General features: G+C 59.0%; 14 protein-coding genes and 1 other annotated feature. Of the genes, 9 read left to right on the forward strand and 5 right to left on the reverse strand.

Going from position 1 to position 17,883, the window contains the following annotated elements:
- Nucleotides 1–9: 9 nt before the first annotated feature.
- The gene (rnm, locus tag R0140_RS16490) at nucleotides 10–873 is read right to left on the reverse strand and encodes an RNase RNM (RefSeq protein ID WP_008807777.1); all 864 of its coding nucleotides are present in this window, start codon (nucleotides 871–873) and stop codon (nucleotides 10–12) included.
- Nucleotides 874–1,032: 159 nt separating this feature from the next.
- Nucleotides 1,033–1,128, forward strand: a sequence feature (Trp leader region).
- Nucleotides 1,129–1,161: 33 nt separating this feature from the next.
- On the opposite strand from rnm, the gene R0140_RS16495 reads away from it, so the two are divergent.
- From R0140_RS16495 to trpA, 5 genes are read left to right on the forward strand one after another with little or no spacing between them, the layout of a single operon-like run.
- Nucleotides 1,162–2,724 carry an anthranilate synthase component 1 gene (locus R0140_RS16495; RefSeq protein WP_012542057.1) on the forward strand — a complete coding sequence of 521 codons (1,563 nt, stop codon included), beginning with the start codon at nucleotides 1,162–1,164 and terminating at the stop codon, nucleotides 2,722–2,724.
- A complete protein-coding gene (trpD, locus tag R0140_RS16500) occupies nucleotides 2,724–4,319 on the forward strand; it encodes a bifunctional anthranilate synthase glutamate amidotransferase component TrpG/anthranilate phosphoribosyltransferase TrpD (protein WP_004148109.1) in 1,596 nt (531 codons plus the stop codon). Before R0140_RS16495 ends, trpD begins: the two co-directional genes overlap by 1 nt.
- A 3-nt stretch (nucleotides 4,320–4,322) precedes the next feature.
- Complete coding sequence (gene trpCF, locus R0140_RS16505) at nucleotides 4,323–5,681, forward strand: bifunctional indole-3-glycerol-phosphate synthase TrpC/phosphoribosylanthranilate isomerase TrpF (RefSeq protein ID WP_317703864.1); 1,359 nt, start codon at nucleotides 4,323–4,325, stop codon at nucleotides 5,679–5,681.
- 9 nt (nucleotides 5,682–5,690) lie between these two features.
- Entirely contained in the window at nucleotides 5,691–6,884 is a 1,194-nt protein-coding gene (gene trpB / locus R0140_RS16510; RefSeq protein WP_012968449.1) for a tryptophan synthase subunit beta, read from the forward strand.
- A complete protein-coding gene (gene trpA, locus R0140_RS16515; protein WP_002901728.1) occupies nucleotides 6,884–7,693 on the forward strand; it encodes a tryptophan synthase subunit alpha in 810 nt (269 codons plus the stop codon). The genes trpB and trpA overlap by 1 nt, the downstream gene beginning before the upstream one ends.
- 218 nt (nucleotides 7,694–7,911) lie before the next feature.
- On the opposite strand, the gene R0140_RS16520 is transcribed toward trpA, so the two are convergent.
- Genes R0140_RS16520 through R0140_RS16530 form a run of 3 tightly spaced genes read right to left on the reverse strand, consistent with a single transcriptional unit; the run spans nucleotide 7,912 to nucleotide 11,587 of the window.
- A complete protein-coding gene (locus tag R0140_RS16520; protein ID WP_016160769.1) occupies nucleotides 7,912–9,171 on the reverse strand; it encodes a glycerate kinase type-2 family protein in 1,260 nt (419 codons plus the stop codon).
- A 2-nt stretch (nucleotides 9,172–9,173) separates the two neighbouring features.
- Nucleotides 9,174–10,262, reverse strand: coding sequence for a tartrate dehydrogenase (locus tag R0140_RS16525; RefSeq protein ID WP_008807772.1), 1,089 nt, complete (start codon nucleotides 10,260–10,262; stop codon nucleotides 9,174–9,176).
- A 14-nt stretch (nucleotides 10,263–10,276) separates the two neighbouring features.
- On the reverse strand, nucleotides 10,277–11,587 hold the full coding sequence (locus tag R0140_RS16530) for an MFS transporter (RefSeq protein ID WP_038422371.1): 1,311 nt from the start codon (nucleotides 11,585–11,587) through the stop codon (nucleotides 10,277–10,279).
- Nucleotides 11,588–11,715: 128 nt separating this feature from the next.
- Between R0140_RS16530 and R0140_RS16535 the strand changes: the two genes are divergently transcribed.
- The gene (locus R0140_RS16535) at nucleotides 11,716–12,624 is read left to right on the forward strand and encodes a LysR family transcriptional regulator (protein ID WP_008807770.1); all 909 of its coding nucleotides are present in this window, start codon (nucleotides 11,716–11,718) and stop codon (nucleotides 12,622–12,624) included.
- A gap of 43 nt (nucleotides 12,625–12,667) precedes the next feature.
- Here the strand turns inward: R0140_RS16535 and R0140_RS16540 are convergent, their stop codons facing one another.
- Nucleotides 12,668–13,126 carry a MarR family winged helix-turn-helix transcriptional regulator gene (locus R0140_RS16540; protein WP_032735353.1) on the reverse strand — a complete coding sequence of 153 codons (459 nt, stop codon included), beginning with the start codon at nucleotides 13,124–13,126 and terminating at the stop codon, nucleotides 12,668–12,670.
- 74 nt (nucleotides 13,127–13,200) lie between these two features.
- On the opposite strand from R0140_RS16540, the gene R0140_RS16545 reads away from it, so the two are divergent.
- The 3 genes from R0140_RS16545 (at nucleotide 13,201) to ybiX (ending at nucleotide 17,864) form a co-directional block, all read left to right on the forward strand.
- On the forward strand, nucleotides 13,201–14,148 hold the full coding sequence (locus tag R0140_RS16545; protein ID WP_032735352.1) for a quinone oxidoreductase family protein: 948 nt from the start codon (nucleotides 13,201–13,203) through the stop codon (nucleotides 14,146–14,148).
- A gap of 704 nt (nucleotides 14,149–14,852) precedes the next feature.
- Nucleotides 14,853–17,138 carry a catecholate siderophore receptor Fiu gene (locus tag R0140_RS16550; protein WP_032754093.1) on the forward strand — a complete coding sequence of 762 codons (2,286 nt, stop codon included), beginning with the start codon at nucleotides 14,853–14,855 and terminating at the stop codon, nucleotides 17,136–17,138.
- Nucleotides 17,139–17,186: 48 nt separating this feature from the next.
- The gene (gene ybiX / locus R0140_RS16555) at nucleotides 17,187–17,864 is read left to right on the forward strand and encodes a PKHD-type hydroxylase YbiX (protein ID WP_119866977.1); all 678 of its coding nucleotides are present in this window, start codon (nucleotides 17,187–17,189) and stop codon (nucleotides 17,862–17,864) included.
- Nucleotides 17,865–17,883: the final 19 nt, after the last annotated feature.

Consider the following 17,883-nt stretch of genomic DNA (forward strand, 5'->3'; position numbering starts at 1 on the left):
TCTCAATTTTTATTCGGCGGCCGCTTCCCAGCTGTGCCAGACGCCTTCCACGCCGGCAGGAAGCCAGAGCTTACGGCCAAGCTCGATCCACGCACAGGGCTGATGAAAATCGGAGCCCTGTGACGCCAGCAGACCAAACTGCACGGCCAGGGTGGCCAGCTGGGCGCGTTCATGGGGCGCCTGCTGACACTGGGCCACTTCCATGGCATCACCGCCCTGCTCGCTAAAGTGGGCCAACAGCCGCTTCAACCACTTGGCGGAGAGATCGTAGCGCCCGGGATGGGCTATCACCGCCTTGCCGCCAGAATGATGAATGACATCAATCGCTTGTTTTATTGTACACCACTGCGGCGGCACGTAACCGGTTTTCCCGCGGGCAAGGTATTTTTTGAAGACCTCCGCCATGTTTTTCGCATGGCCGGCCTCCACCAGAAAACGGGCAAAATGGCCGCGGGTGACGGCGCCACCGTCCGCCAGCCGCAGCGCCCCTTCCCAGGCGCCAGGGATCCGCGCCTTCTCCAGACGCTCGGCAATCATCTGGCCCCGCAGCTGGCGTCGCGCTTTCTGCTCCTCCAGCAGCGCGGTCATCGTCGGGTGCGCAATATCAATATTCAGACCCACGATATGTATTTCGTGATTCTCCCAGAGCGTCGAAATCTCGACGCCGTTTACCAGCGTTAAGGGTAATCCGGCACGGGCGATCTCTTCCCGGGCGGCCGGGATCGCCGCCACGCTGTCATGGTCGGTGATCGCCAGGGTGCCTACGCGCATCTCATGGGCGCGATGGACCAGTTCCTGCGGAGTCAGCCGCCCGTCAGAGGCGGTGGTATGGCTGTGCAGATCGTAAATCACTGCGTATTGGCTGTCGCTCAAAAGGACTCCTGCTGGACATCAACGTAAATAAGCGCATTATCATACCGACAGGCAGAGAAAATCTGCAAACAAGGGTTGACTTTATTCCATTGAACTAGTTAACTAGTACGCAAGTTCACATGAAGGGGTATCACGATGAAAATGCACTTTATCACTCTGCACAGCTGGTGGCGCACCTCCTGATAACGGGCGGCGTGATCGCGTTTTGCATTCAGCATACAGATACCCGGCCCGCCAATGAGCGGGCTTTTTATTGGACAAAAATAATACGAACAGGCGAGAACAATAATGCAAACATCCAAACCGGCACTCGAGCTTCTCACCAGCGACGCCATCTACCGGGAGAACCCGACGGCGTTATTCCACCAACTGTGTGGCGCCCGTCCGGCCACGCTGCTGCTGGAATCCGCTGATATCGACAGCAAAGATGACTTAAAAAGCCTGCTGCTGGTCGACAGCGCGCTGCGCATCACCGCTCTTGGTGACACTGTCACTATTCAGGCGCTTTCCGCTAACGGCGCCGCGCTGCTGGAACTGCTGGACGGCGCGCTGCCCTCCGGGATCGCCAATCAGCGCCAGCCCAACGGCCGCATCCTGACCTTCCCCGCGGTCAGCACCCTGCTCGATGAAGACGCCCGCCTCTGCTCACTGTCGGTGTTTGACGCCTTCCGTCTCCTGCAGGAGCTGGTGACCGTCCCGGCCAACGAGCGTGAAGCGATGTTCTTCGGCGGCCTGTTCGCCTATGACCTGGTCGCCGGCTTTGAAGATCTTCCACCGCTGCAGAGCGACACCGCCTGCCCGGACTACTGCTTTTATCTGGCAGAAACTCTGCTGGTCATCGACCATCAGACCAAGCATACCCGCATTCAGGCCAGCCTGTTCACCCCGCTGGAGAGTGAAAAACAGCGCCTGGAGCAGCGCCTGAGCCAGCTGCGTCAGCAGCTGAACGAGCCGCCGGCGCCGCTGCCGGTCACCACTGTGGCCGAAATGCAGTGCGACGTTGACCAGAGCGATGAAGAGTACGGCGCGGTGGTGCGTAAAATGCAGCGCGCGATCCGCGCCGGGGAAATCTTCCAGGTAGTCCCTTCCCGTCGCTTCTCGCTGCCCTGCCCGTCGCCGCTGGCCGCTTATGATGTGCTGAAGAAGAGCAACCCCAGCCCGTACATGTTCTTTATGCAGGACAACGATTTCACCCTGTTCGGCGCCTCGCCGGAGAGTTCGCTGAAATATGATGCCGTCAGCCGTCAGATTGAGATCTACCCTATCGCCGGCACCCGGCCACGCGGCCGCCGCGCCGACGGCTCGCTGGATCGCGATCTTGACAGCCGCATCGAACTGGAAATGCGCACTGACCATAAAGAGCTTTCCGAACACCTGATGCTGGTGGACCTGGCGCGTAATGACCTGGCCCGCATCTGTACCCCGGGCAGCCGCTATGTCGCCGATTTAACGAAGGTTGACCGTTACTCCTTCGTGATGCATCTGGTCTCCCGCGTGGTCGGCGAACTGCGTCAGGACCTCGATGTGCTGCACGCCTACCGCGCCTGCATGAACATGGGCACCCTCAGCGGCGCACCGAAGGTCCGCGCCATGCAGCTGATTGCCGCCGCCGAAGGTAAACGCCGCGGCAGCTACGGCGGCGCGGTGGGCTATTTCACCGCCCACGGCGACCTCGACACCTGCATCGTCATCCGTTCCGCCTATGTGCAGGAGGGGATCGCTACCGTCCAGGCCGGAGCCGGCATTGTGCTCGACTCGGTTCCCCAGTCGGAAGCGGATGAGACCCGAAATAAAGCCCGCGCGGTGCTGCGCGCCATTGCCCAGGCCCATCACGCGAAGGAGATTTTCTGATGGCTGACATTCTGCTGCTCGATAATATCGATTCTTTCACCTATAACCTGGCAGACCAGCTGCGGGCCAATGGTCATAACGTGGTGATTTACCGTAACTCCGTCCCGGCGCAGGCGCTGATTGAGCGTCTGGGCACCATGGACAACCCGGTGCTGATGCTCTCCCCGGGCCCGGGTACGCCGAGCGAAGCTGGCTGCATGCCGGAACTGCTGACCCGTATGCGTGGCAAGCTGCCGATCATCGGCATCTGCCTCGGTCATCAGGCTATTGTCGAAGCCTACGGCGGCTATGTCGGCCAGGCGGGCGAGATCCTCCATGGCAAAGCATCCAGCATTGAGCACGACGGCCAGGCCATGTTTGCCGGTCTGGCTAACCCACTGCCGGTGGCGCGTTACCACTCGCTGGTTGGCAGCAATATTCCCGCCGGGCTGACGATTAACGCCAATTTCAACGGTATGGTGATGGCGGTGCGTCACGATGCGGACCGGGTGTGCGGCTTCCAGTTCCATCCGGAATCGATCCTTACCACTCAGGGCGCACGGCTGCTGGAGCAGACCCTGGCCTGGGCGCTGCAGAAGCTGGAGCACACTAACACCCTCCAGCCGATCCTTGAGAAGCTCTATCAGGCGGAAACCCTGAGCCAGCAGGAGAGCCACCAGCTGTTCTCCGCCGTCGTGCGCGGTGAAGTGAAGCCTGAGCAACTGGCCGCCGCGCTGGTCAGTATGAAAGTGCGCGGCGAGCAGCCGCAGGAAATTGCCGGCGCCGCCACCGCGCTGCTGGAAAACGCCGCGCCGTTCCCGCGCCCGGACTACCTGTTTGCCGACATCGTCGGCACCGGTGGCGACGGCAGCAACAGCATCAATATCTCCACCGCCAGCGCCTTTGTCGCTGCGGCCTGTGGATTGAAAGTGGCGAAACACGGTAACCGCAGCGTCTCCAGTAAATCAGGCTCTTCTGACCTGCTGGCGGCCTTCGGCATCAATCTCGATATGAACGCCGATAAATCCCGCGCGGCGCTCGATGAGCTGGGGGTTTGTTTCCTGTTCGCGCCGAAATACCACACCGGTTTCCGCCACGCGATGCCGGTCCGTCAGCAGCTGAAGACCCGCACCCTGTTTAACGTGCTGGGGCCGCTGATCAACCCGGCGCATCCGCCGCTGGCGCTGATTGGCGTCTACAGCCCGGAACTGGTGTTGCCGATCGCCGAGACCCTGCGCGTGCTGGGCTATCAGCGCGCGGCGGTGGTGCACAGCGGTGGGATGGATGAAGTCTCGCTGCATGCGCCCACGGTGGTGGCCGAACTGCATAACGGGGAAATCAAAAGCTATCAGCTGACCGCTGACGACTTCGGCCTGACGCCTTACCATCAGGCGCAGCTGGCGGGCGGCACGCCGGAAGAAAATCGTGACATTCTGACGCGCTTGCTACAAGGTAAAGGTGAAGCCGCTCACGAAGCCGCCGTCGCCGCCAACGTCGCCATGTTGATGCGTTTACACGGGCATGAAGATCTGAAAGCTAACGCTCAGCAGGTACTGGATGTGCTGCACAGCGGCGCGGCCTATGACAGAGTGACCGCCTTAGCGGCAAGAGGGTAAAGAATGCAGACCGTTTTAGCAAAAATCGTTGCCGACAAAGCGATTTGGGTAGAAGCCCGCAAACAACAACAACCGTTAGCCAGTTTTCAGAATGAAGTGGTCCCGACGCAGCGCAATTTCTATGACGCGCTGGCCGGCACCCGCACCGCGTTTATTCTCGAGTGCAAAAAGGCCTCGCCGTCGAAGGGGTTGATTCGCGAAGATTTCGATCCGGCGGCGATCGCCAGCATCTACAAACACTACGCCTCGGCGATCTCAGTGCTGTGTGATGAGAAATATTTCCAGGGCAGTTTCGATTTTCTGCCGATCGTCAGCAAGGTCGCGCCGCAGCCGATCGTGTGTAAGGACTTCACCATCGACCCTTACCAGATCTACCTGGCGCGCTACTATCAGGCCGATGCCTGCCTGCTGATGCTCTCGGTGCTCGACGATGAGCAGTACCGCCAGCTCTCCGCGGTGGCGCACAGCCTGAATATGGGTGTGCTGACCGAAGTCAGCAATGAAGAGGAGCTGGAGCGCGCCATCGCCCTGAAGGCGAAGGTGGTGGGCATTAACAACCGCGACCTGCGCGATATGTCGATTGACCTTAACCGCACCCGTCAGCTGGCGGCGCGTCTCGGCCCGGATGTCACGGTGATCAGCGAATCCGGCATCCATACCTATGCTGAAGTGCGCGAGCTGAGCCACTTCGCCAACGGCTTCCTGATCGGCTCCGCCCTGATGGAACAGGCGGATCTGGAAGCGGCGGTTAAACGTGTGCTGCTCGGCGAGAATAAAGTGTGCGGCCTGACGCGCCCGCAGGATGCCCAGGTGGCCTGGGAGTCCGGCGCCATCTACGGTGGCCTGATTTTCGTCCCGACTTCGCCGCGGGCGGTGAATGACGCCCAGGCCAAAGCGGTGATCGCCGCTGCGCCGCTGCAGTACGTCGGCGTGTTTCGCAATGCGCCGCTGGACGAGGTGGTCGCCCGCGCGCAGGCTCTGGGGCTGGCCGCCGTGCAGCTGCACGGTGATGAGGACCAGGCCTATATCGACGCGCTGCGCGACGCCCTCGCGGACAACGTCCGTATCTGGAAAGCGCTGAGCGTTGGTGAAACCCTCCCGGCCCGTACGCTCCGCCATGTCGACAAGTACCTGTTCGACAACGGCCAGGGCGGCAGCGGTCAGCGCTTTGACTGGAGCCTGCTGCAGGGCCAGGATCTGCGCAACGTCATGCTGGCGGGTGGCCTGGGTGCCGATAACTGTGTGGAAGCGGCCAAAAGCGGCTGTGCCGGACTCGATTTCAATTCAGGCGTAGAGTCGCAACCCGGGATGAAAGACGCCAGCAAGCTGGCCTCCGTATTCCAGACGCTGCGCGCATATTAAGGAGCAATAATGAGCACTTTACTGAACCCCTACTTCGGCGAATTCGGCGGCATGTATGTGCCGCAGATCCTTATGCCCGCCCTGCGCCAGCTGGAAGAAGCCTTTGTCAGCGCGCAGAAGGACCCGGCCTTTCAGGCGGAATTCACTGACCTGCTGAAAAACTACGCCGGACGTCCGACGGCCCTGACCAAATGCCGGAATCTGACCGAAGGTACTCGCACCACCCTGTACCTGAAACGCGAAGATCTGCTGCACGGCGGCGCGCACAAAACCAACCAGGTGCTGGGCCAGGCCCTGCTGGCCAAACGGATGGGCAAAACCGAAATTATCGCCGAGACCGGCGCCGGTCAGCACGGGGTCGCCTCAGCGCTGGCCAGCGCCCTGCTCGGCCTGAAATGCCGTATCTACATGGGCGCCAAGGACGTCGAGCGCCAGTCGCCGAACGTCTTCCGTATGCGCCTGATGGGCGCCGAGGTGATCCCGGTGCACAGCGGCTCCGCCACGCTGAAAGATGCCTGTAATGAGGCGCTGCGCGACTGGTCTGGTAGCTACGAGAAGGCGCACTATATGCTGGGCACCGCCGCCGGTCCGCATCCGTTCCCGACCATTGTGCGTGAATTCCAGCGTATGATTGGCGAAGAGACTAAAGCGCAGATCCTCGAAAAAGAGGGACGTCTGCCGGACGCGGTGATCGCCTGCGTTGGTGGTGGGTCAAACGCCATCGGCATGTTTGCCGACTTTATTGATGAAACCAACGTCGGCCTGATCGGCGTGGAACCGGCCGGGCACGGTATCGAAAGCGGCGAGCACGGCGCGCCGCTGAAGCATGGCCGCGTGGGGATCTACTTTGGTATGAAGTCGCCGATGATGCAAACCGCCGACGGCCAGATCGAAGAGTCTTACTCCATTTCCGCCGGGCTGGACTTCCCGTCCGTTGGGCCGCAGCACGCGTTTCTGAACAGCACCGGTCGCGCTGACTATGTGTCGATCACCGACAACGAAGCGCTGGATGCGTTTAAAGCGCTCTCCCGCCACGAAGGGATTATCCCGGCGCTGGAGTCCTCTCACGCCCTGGCCCACGCGCTGAAGATGATGCGCGAGAACCCGGAAAAAGAGCAGCTGCTGGTGGTTAACCTCTCCGGTCGCGGCGACAAAGACATTTTCACCGTACATGACATCCTGAAAGCGCGAGGGGAAATCTGATGGAACGCTATGAGACGCTGTTTGCCCAACTGAAAAATCGCCAGGAAGGCGCCTTCGTTCCCTTTGTCACCCTTGGCGATCCGGGACCGGAGCAGTCGCTCAAAATTATCGATGCGCTGATCGAAGGCGGCGCCGATGCCCTTGAGCTGGGGATCCCTTTCTCCGACCCGCTGGCGGACGGCCCGACCATCCAGGGCGCGGCCCTGCGCGCCTTCGCCGCGGGAGTGACCCCGGCGCAGTGCTTTGAGATGCTGGCGGCGATCCGCCAGAAGCATCCGACCATCCCAATCGGCCTGCTGATGTACGCCAACCTCGTCTTCAGCCCGGGCATCGATGCGTTCTATGCCCAGTGCGCCCGCGTTGGCGTCGACTCGGTGCTGGTGGCCGACGTGCCGGTGGAAGAGTCCGCCCCGTTCCGCCAGGCGGCGATGCGCCATAACATCGCGCCGATTTTCATCTGCCCGCCCAATGCGGATGACGATTTACTGCGCCAGATTGCTTCTTATGGCCGCGGCTACACCTATCTGCTGTCGCGCGCCGGAGTGACGGGTGCGGAAAATCGCGCCGCACTGCCGCTGCACCACCTGGTGGAGAAGCTGGCGGAATATCACGCCGCGCCGCCGCTGCAGGGCTTTGGTATCTCCGCGCCGGAGCAGGTGAGCGCCGCCATTGACGCCGGAGCCGCCGGGGCTATCTCCGGTTCCGCCATCGTCAAAATCATCGAACGCCACCTCGATGAGCCGCAGACCATGCTCGACGAACTGAAAGCCTTCGTCCAGAGCCTGAAGGCGGCGACCAAAACCGCCTGACCATCAGCCGCCTGGTATCGCGCCAGGCGGCGATCTCCTCGCGTTACCTTCCCCTCCATGTCATCTTGCACGCCAACACATCAGACGGAACGATGATCGACACCTTGGCGCCAGGCGATGCGCTTTAGCGTGGAAATGGATGGCGGGCGGATACCGAAGATTTGAACAATGTAGAAAGGGAAAAATATCGCTCTCCCTGGCACAGGAGAGCGATACAGTCAGGCAATCAATATTGCCCGAATATCATTGACGTTGGTTAACGTCGGGCCGGTGATCAGCAAATCATTAAGCGCGTGAAAATAGCAGTAACTATCATGGCCATCCAGATATTGCACTGCATTAAGACCGCTCAGCTTGCCGCGCGCAAGCGTATCCGGGAAGACAATCGCACCTGCGGCATCTTCTGTGCCATCAATACCATCGCTATCTCCCGCCATGGCCCAGATACCGTGTTCCCCCTGGAGCGCACAGGCCAGACTGAGTAAAAACTCGGTATTGCGGCCCCCTTTTCCAGGCTGAGTGTTGTTTACTGTCACCGTGGTTTCGCCACCTGACAACAGCACAGCAGGCCCTGAAATCGGGTGACCATACTGCTTCGCCGATTTCGCCATACCGGCCATGACCACCGCCACTTCCCTGCTTTCACCTTCTATCGCATCCCCCAAAATAAGGGGGGTGAGCCCATGTTGTCGTGCGGCCAGCCCCGCCGCCGCTAACGCCATCGCCGGCGTGGCGATAAGCCTGACCTCGCCTGTCGCGGCGTTTTCCACCGGGCCGGCCGGCTGGTTTAGCCGTTCGCTAACGGGCTTCGGGATCGCAATGCCATACCGCTGCAGTACCCGGAGCGCATCACGTGGTGCGCTGTTATCGGCAACGGTGGGGCCAGACGCTACGTCCGTCGGATCATCGCCAGGCACATCGCTGATAATCAGTGATACGATGCGCGCTGGTTGCGCCATGGTCGCCAGCTTTCCGCCTTTCACCGCTGAGAGATGACGACGTACCAGATTCATCTCTTTGATGCTGGCCCCGCTATGGAGCAGGGCCCGGGTGATGGTCTGCTTATCTGCCAGCGTTAACCCCGGGGCGGGCAGCGCCATCAGCGCCGACCCTCCCCCTGAAATCAATGCCAGCACCAGATCATCGGCAGTTAAACCGCGCAGCGTCTCCACAATCAGCATTGCGGCAACCTCGCTCATGGCATCTGATACGGGATGAGCCGCCTCAATAATGCGGATGCGGCCCGCAGGAACCGCGTAACCGTAACGCGTCACCACCACGCCCGACACCGCCACATCCGGCCAGGCCGCATCCACGGCAGCCGCCATTGCCGCGGACGCTTTACCCGCACCGATCACCACACAACGGCCGCGAGGTTTTTCCGGCAGGTTAGCCAGGGTCACCGGCCCGGCGCGGGCACTGTTGACCGCATGTTGAAAGATATCCTGCAGGATCTCTGCAGCCTGTTCGTTATTCATGGTTATGCGGTCTCGGCAATGTCAGCTTTAGCGTCAATGTAGTGCACCACGGCGCGTGTCACCTCCGCGGTATTGGCTGAGCCACCGACATCTGGCGTCAGAATGCCTTTTTCACACACATACTCAATGCTTTCCATAATCAGCGCAGCGGCATGGCGTTCGCCCAGATGTTCAAGCATCTGTACCGCGGTCCAGAAAGTGGCAATGGGGTTCGCAATCCCTTTGCCGGTGATATCGAATGCGGAACCATGGATCGGTTCGAACATGGAAGGGAAGCGGCGTTCAGGATCAATATTCGCGGTCGGCGCTACGCCCAGACTACCCGCCAGCGCGCCAGCCAGATCGGAAAGGATATCGGCGTGCAGATTGGTGGCAACGATGGTATCCAGGGTCTGGGGATGCAACGTCATACGGTGCGTCATGGCATCGACCAACATTTTGTCCCACTGCACATCCGGGAATTCCTGCGCCACTTCAGCGGCAATCTCATCCCACATCACCATACCATGGCGCTGGGCGTTGGATTTGGTCACCACGGTCAGCAGCTTACGTGGACGGGACTGCGCCAGTCTGAAGGCATAGCGCATAATGCGTGTCACCCCAACACGGGTAAAGATTGCCACTTCGGTACCGACTTCTTCAGGTAAACCACGGTGCGCACGGCCGCCGTTACCAGAATATTCACCTTCAGAGTTTTCACGCACGATGACCCAGTCAAGATCGCCCGGCCCGCGGTTGCGCAGCGGTGAAGTGACGCCCGGCAGAATTTTGGTGGGTCGCACATTGGCGTACTGGTCAAAGCCCTGGCAAATAGGCAGCCGCAGGCCCCAGAGTGTGATGTGGTCAGGGACATCCGGTGCCCCCACCGCGCCGAAGTAAATGGCATCGAATGCTTTCAGCATGTTCAGTCCTTCTTCCGGCATCATCACGCCATGTTTTTTGTAATAGTCTGACCCCCAGTCAAAGGTCTCTATATCAAATTTCAGTTGCGGATCGTGGCGCGTCAGCGCGTGCAAGACTTCAATACCTGCCGAAATGACTTCCGGTCCGATACCGTCCGCAGGGATGGCAGCAATTTTGTAGTGACGCATCGTTACTTCTCCAGTTAATGAGTATGAGGATGTGGAAGCTCTGCCGTCGGCGATTTGTTCGCTCTGGCAGAAAGAATCACGACCACGAGGGCCGAGAGCGCCAGCAATCCGGCGACAAAATACAGGCCCCAGCTGTAGCTACCGGTTTGCTCGCGGATCACGCCAATCATCATCGGGCCGACGAAACCGCCGAGGTTGCCGATGGAGTTGATAGCGGCAATGCCAGCGGCCGCAGCCGGGCCGCTGAGGAACAGGGTTGGCATGCTCCACAGAGGGGGTTTTGATGCGCTAATCCCCACAGTGACCAGCGTTAAGGCAAGCATCACGGTAAACAATGTGCTGACGTTACCGGCGTATATCAGTCCGGCCGCCGCCAGCAGGCAGGCGCCAATGACGTGCCAGCTGCGCTCTTTGGTTCGATCGGAATGACGCGCCCAGAGGATCATGGCGATGACGCCGATCACCGCCGGAAAAGCGTTCAGGAAACCAATCTCCAGCGAGGAAGCACCGAAACTGCGAATAATTTGCGGGGACCAGATGCCAAGCGTATACAGCCCGGCGGAGGTACCGAAATAGACCAGCGCCAGCGCCAGGACGCGTATATCCGCCAGTCCCCGCCATGCGCTGGAATGGCTCTGTTTTGCCGCCCGCGCCCGCTCCTCGTCTTGCATGGCGTTTTCCAGCCAGGCACGCTCTTGATCAGTCAGCCATTTGGCCTTGGCCGGACGATCCGTCAGGAAGAACAAAACCACAACACCGAGCACCAGCGCCGGGAAAGCTTCCAGTACAAACATCCACTGCCAGCCGGCGTAGCCGAGGAAGCCATGCATCTCGAGCAAAGCGGCCGAAACCGGCGATCCCAGTGCTGTCGACAGGGGGGCTGCGGCCATAAAGATGGCAGTGACCTGCGCACGCCTGGCGGCAGGAAACCAGTAGCTGAGATAGAGAATGATACCCGGGAAGAAACCGGCTTCCGCCACGCCGAGCAGAAAACGCAGAATGTAGAAGCTCGTCGTGCCCTGCACAAAAGCCATGCAGCCAGAGACGAACCCCCAGGTGATCATGACGCGGGCGATCCAGATGCGGGCGCCCACTTTATGAAGAATTAAGTTTGACGGTACCTCAAACAGAAAATAACCCAGGAAGAAAATGCCAGCGCCCAGACCAAAAACGGTGGGTGAAAATCCCAGATCCTGATTCATGGTCAGGGCGGCAAAGCCAATGTTGACGCGGTCAAGGAAGGCAATGAAGTACAGCAGCATGATGAAAGGAATAATGCGCAGGGTAACCTTACGCATCACCTTCTTTTCGAGGTCGTTTTTCATGACGGGATGCTCCATAGTGATGTAGGGTTGTTATCGTTTTGTAATAATCCCAGTATGAAGTTTTGAACCGCTTTATCATCGGCACGGCTTTATATAAATAATTTGTATAATCAGGTTTTGGTGAAAAAATGGATATAAATCAGCTACGTTGCTTTGTGGTATTAGGTGATGAGCTTCACTTTGGCCGGGCTGCCCGTAAACTCGAAATGATGCCTGCGTCACTGAGTCGCTTTATTAAGCTACTGGAAGATGATTTGGGGATCAGGCTACTGAATCGATCGACCCGCAACGTGTCGCTAACACCTGAAGGCGCCGCCTTTTTAAATGAGGCCAAAACGGTCATTGCTGATTTCGATGCGCTACGGCAGCGATTCCGGAAAAATAGCCTGTTGCAGAAAAGAACGTTGCGGATCGGGGCTATCGACAGCGCAGCCAAAGGATTACTTCCTGAATTGCTTAATCTTTTCGTCAGGCGTTTTCCTGAAGCAGATATTCATCTTACAGAAGATAAATCTCACAAACTTATCCCCCGACTCATTTCAGGGTGGCTGGATGTGGTTTTTGTGCGCCCGCCGGAACACATTGATGCCATGCTGACTACGCGATTTATCGCCAATGAAACTTGCGTGCTCGCCGTGCCCACTAACCACCGGCTGGTCAGTTATGATGAAGTCAGTATCGATGACTTTCGGTACGAGCCTGTTATCTTGCCGGAAAGACGCACCCGGCGTCACAGCCATGACCTGACAATGAATATTTTCAAGGAAGGTGGCAGCATGCCTGTTATCGCGCAGTATGCTGAAGAGAAGCAGACTATCCTGAGTTTTGTTGCCGCAGGACTCGGCATTGCTCTGGTGCCTGCATCCTATAAAGACATGAATGCGGACGGCGTGAAATACCTTGCGCTCACGCCCAAAAAACATATCGAAGGCCTTCCCCTCAGCGCGATGTGGCATCAGGGAAATAACAATATCTATGTACGATCCCTGCTGGAGATACTTTCCGACAACATCGACGAGCTGACCCGTGATTTGTGACGAACAAGATGATTGTTGCGCCAGGGCGGCAGCACGCGAGAATTTAGCTCGGTTGCTGCAAACTGTCGGCGTATTTGCGCGTTAAGCGAAACAGCGCCTGCACTTCATCTTCCGGCCACTGCGCCAGCACCTGATTCATTAACCGCCGCCGCGCTACCGCAATACTGTTGATCATCTGTTTTCCGCTGGCGCTAAGCGTCACTTCGCTGATCCGTCGGTCATGATGGTTAGGTTGCTTACAGGCGAGCCCCTGGGCTTCCAGTTTTTTTACCTGGCGGCTGACGGTGGTGTAATCGCGCCCTAAATGATCCGCCAGCTCAACCACCCCTACCGGGCCATGGCGCCCTACCGCCACCAGCAGCGGAAACAGCATCTGTTCCAGCTGGACGCCAGCCGCCTGGAGGATCTGCTCGTCGCGCAGCGGCTGGTTCATCACGCTGATGATATCCAGTAGCGCGCCGTGAAAGTCGGTAATGTCGTAGTCATTATGTGCATCTTGCATATATTAATTTTCCGCGTATAGTGCTGCAAAACAATATGTGTATTTTACACATAATTCCCGACAGGAGATAATTTATGAAAGCAGCCGTGGTTTTTGACCTCGCAGAAGGCCCGGTTTGGGCCGATTTTATCGACCCGCAGCCCGCGCCCGGCCAGACGCTCATTGACGTCCGCGCCGCCGCGCTGAGCCATGTGGTTAAGGCCCGCGCATCCGGACGCCATTACAGCTTCGACGGCAATCTGCCCTTTGTGCCCGGTATCGATGGCGTCGGCACCACACCTCAGGGCCAGCGCGTCTATTTCGCCTTCCCCACCGCCCCCTTCGGCAGTATGGCGCAGCAGGCGCCGGTTGCCCTGCAGAGTTGCCTGCCGGTGCCGGATGCGCTCGATGATGTTAGCGCCGCGGCGATGGCCAATCCCGGCATGTCCGCGTGGGCGTCTCTGGTGACTCGCGCCCAGCTCCAGGCCGGTGAAACGGTGCTGATTAACGGCGCCACCGGCAGCGCCGGTCAGCTGGCGGTGCAGATTGCCCGCTATCTGGGGGCGAAAAAAATCATTGCAACCGGACGGAATGCGCAGACGCTGGCGGCGCTGGACGCCGATGAGTGTATTCAGTTAACCGCTGATGATAAAACATTGAGCGGGCAATTTTCAGCGACCAGCGCCGCGCAGATTGACGTGGTCATCGATTACCTGTGGGGACACAGCGCGGAAGTGTTATTGCCGGCCCTGGCGAAATATACCCCAGCCGGCAGACCGGTGCGCTATGTGCAGGTGGGGTCCCTGGCTGGCGCCGATATCGCGTTAAATGGCGCAGTTCTGCGTTCCGCACCGCTCGTGCTGATGGGCAGCGGTATCGGTAGCCTGTCGATGCCGCAGCTGCTGGCGGCGACAGGTGAAATGCTGCAGGCGGCGGTGCCGGGTAAATTCACCATCGCCACCACCCCGCGGCCGCTGCAGGAGATCGCGGCGGCCTGGCCGCGGGACGACAGTCAGAAGCGTACGGTTTTCACCCTCGGATAAAAAATCGCTTCCGCACAAAAGATGGGGTTGATATCTTAAATGAGAAATATTATCTTTCTCATTACTGAATAGTTGAGTAAATAACTCAGGTATTCAGTACGACATTGCTCACATTGCTTCCAGTATTTTTGCCCGCACTTGTGCGGGCTTTTTTTTTACTGGCGACACACACCTCACGCACCAGTTGCCGCAGCCAGCAGTGGCCCGGCGCTTGCTCCAGGCGACATACGGCGCGGCATTGTTCTCCGTCACGCGGCGGGAGAACGCTCGCTGGTCGTCCCCCCAATAACGCGGTCGCGGAACAGTGCCTGCAGAGGGATCGGTGGGCCGCTATTTTTCATTACACCAATTTCCAGAACGGCGTTCTCCTCGCGCAGAAGGAGGGCATCTTTTATGCCAAAAACCACGAAGCGCCGGGTTAGCCCTGGCGCCTGTCACCTCGCGGCGCGGCCTGTCACCGGCCTCTTCCAGCCGCTCTTTTGCTTCATCCCCGCCCTTTTCGTTCAAAATTTATGAACTATGTAAATCGCGATGAAGAAATATGTTTAAACGTCAACATTTCTATGTAAATATTAAGGCGAATGATAACTATTCTTTTTATCATTTATAGAATCACACCGGGTCAGCGCAAGCCAGACGACGAAAAACGTCGCTTTTGCGCGGTGTGGTATGTGCTCATAACAAAAAATAAGCCTGCATTTATCATGGAAAAAAACGCTTCTCTGCCGTTTGGCAGTTTCAACTCATTGGCATTGTTTACGGGTCTGTGTCTGGGGGCCTCACCGGCAACGGGCATCGCAGCGGAAAAATCAGTCAAAAATAGTGAAGAGACGCTGGTGGTGGAAGCCACTCCGCCCTCACTCTACTCTCCCGGCGCCTCCGCCGATCCCAAGTTCAATAAACCGCTGGTCGATACCACCCGCACCATCACCGTGATCCCGGAACAGGTGATTAAAGATCAGGGCGTCACCAACCTGACTGACGCCCTCAAAAACGTCCCCGGCGTCGGGGCGTTTTATGCCGGCGAGAATGGCAGTTCAACCACCGGGGATGCCATCTACATGCGCGGCGTGGATACCTCTAACAGCATCTATGTGGACGGCATCCGCGACATCGGCAGTGTGACGCGCGATACCTTCAATACCCAGCAGGTGGAAGTCATCAAAGGACCCGCCGGCACGGACTATGGCCGCAGCGCGCCCTCCGGATCGATCAATATGATCAGCAAGCAGCCGCGCCTTGACTCCGGGATCGACGGTTCGGCCAGCATCGGCAGCGCCTGGTCGCGTCGGGGAACGCTCGACCTGAACCAGGCGTTTAGCGACAACGCCGCGTTCCGTCTGAACCTGATGGGGGAAAAAACTCATGACGCCGGTCGGGACCACATTGAAAACGAACGCTATGGCATCGCGCCATCGCTGGCCTTCGGACTCGATACCCCAACTCGTCTGTATCTGAACTATCTGCATGTCCGGCAGAACAACACCCCGGATGGCGGGATCCCCACCGTCGGCCTGCCGGGCTATTCGGCACCTTCGCCGAAATATGCCGCGCTCAATTCCGCCGGGAAGGTGGATACCAACAATTTCTATGGCACCGACTCCGATTATGATAAATCCACCACCGACAGCGGCACCCTGCGCTTCGAACACGATCTGACGGACAATACCACCGTGCGCAATACCACCCGTTGGTCGCGGGTGAAACAGGAGTATCTTTTGACCGCGGTGATGGGGGGCGCGAGCAATATCACCGCCCCCGATATCAATGACGTCAACACCTGGAGCTGGTCGCGTCTGGTTAATACCAAAGATGTCAGCAACCGCATTCTGACCAACCAGACCAATATCACCTCGACCTTCAATACCGGCTCGATAGGCCATGACGTCAGCGCCGGCGTGGAGTTTACCCGGGAAAACCAGACCAACTATGGCGTTAACGCCATGACCGCGCCGGCGGTGAATCTCTACCATCCGGTGAGCAACCTGTCGATTGGCGGGCTGGACAGAAACGGAGCGAATGCCAACGGCCAGACTGATACCTTCGGGATTTATGCCTTCGATACGCTGACGCTGACCGAACGGATTGAGGTCAACGGCGGGCTACGTCTCGACAATTATCATACTAAATATGACAGCGCCACCGCCTGCGGCGGCAGCGGACGCGGGGCTATCGCCTGCCCGCCCGGCCAGTCGACGGGCAGCCCGGTCACCACCGTGGATACCGCCAAATCCGGCAATCTGGTTAACTGGAAAGCCGGGGCACTGTACCGCTTAACCGAGCAGGGCAATGTCTACGTCAACTACGCCATCTCACAGCAGCCGCCGGGGGGCAGCAGTTTCGCCCTGGCCGCCAGCGGTAGCGGCAACAGCGCCAACCGAACCGACTTTAAGCCACAGAAGGCGAAATCCAGCGAGCTGGGCACCAAGTGGCAAATCTTCGACAACCGTCTGCTGCTCAACGCGGCGTTATTCCGTACCGATATTGAAAACGAAGTGGCCGCCAACGATGACGGAACCTGGTCGCAGTACGGCAAAAAGCGCGTGGAGGGGTATGAACTCTCCGCAACCGGAAACCTGACCCCGGACTGGACGATCATCGCCGGCTACACGCAGCAGCATGCGACAGTGACGGAGGGACAGAACGTAGCGCAGGATGGATCTTCCGCCCTGGCCTACACCCCGAAACATGCCTTTACGCTGTGGACGCAGTATCAGGCCACCAGCGATCTGTCCGTCGGCGGCGGTGTGCGCTATGTCGGAAGCCTGCGCCGGGGCAGCGATGGCGCGGTCGGTACCCCGGATCACACCGAGGGCTACTGGGTCGCCGACGCCAAACTGGGCTATCGGGTCAACAGCAACCTCGATCTGCAGCTCAATATGTACAACCTGTTTGATACCGATTACGTGGCCTCCATCAACAAGAGCGGCTATCGCTATCATCCGGGCGAACCCCGTACCTTTATGCTGACGGCGAACGTCCACTTCTGAGTCTGTGCGTGGGGCCGTTGCGCCCCACCTTTTAGAGAGAACACCGCGATGATGTATCACATTCCTGACGTGCTATCGGCAGACCAGGTGGCGGAATTTACCCGGCAGCTGGCGCAGGCCGAGTGGGTCGACGGACGGGTTACGGTGGGCAGCCAGGGGGCGGCCGTCAAACAGAACCAGCAGATCGATACCCGTACGCCGCTGTATGCCCGCCTGCAAGCCGCCGTGCTCGACGCGCTGCGCGGCCACCCGCAGTTTTTTTCCGCCGCGCTGCCGCGGACGATTTCCGCACCGTTGTTTAACCGCTATGGGCCAGGGGAGACCTACGGTTTTCATGTCGATGGCGCCGTTCGCCAGAACGGCGAGGCGGGCTGGATGCGCACTGACCTGTCAGCGACGCTGTTTCTTTGCGAGCCGGAGAGCTATGAGGGCGGTGAACTGGTGATTGAAGACACCTATGGCCAGCACCGGGTGAAGCTCCCGGCCGGGCATCTGGTGCTCTATCCCGCCAGCAGCCTGCACTGCGTCACCCCGGTTACCCGCGGCGTACGTCAGACCTCTTTCCTGTGGATCCAGTCGATGGTCCGCGACGATAAGCAGCGCGCGATGCTTTACGACCTGGACCGCACCATCCAGTCTCTGAAGGCCCGCTTTGGCGACGGAGAAGAGGTCCTCTCCCTGCTCAACATGTATCACAACCTACTGCGCCAGTGGACGGAAGTGTGATCCGCTATCGATGGCGAAG

Source organism: Klebsiella sp. w6, from assembly GCF_033100215.1.
GTDB classification, from domain to species: Bacteria; Pseudomonadota; Gammaproteobacteria; order Enterobacterales; family Enterobacteriaceae; genus Klebsiella; species Klebsiella variicola.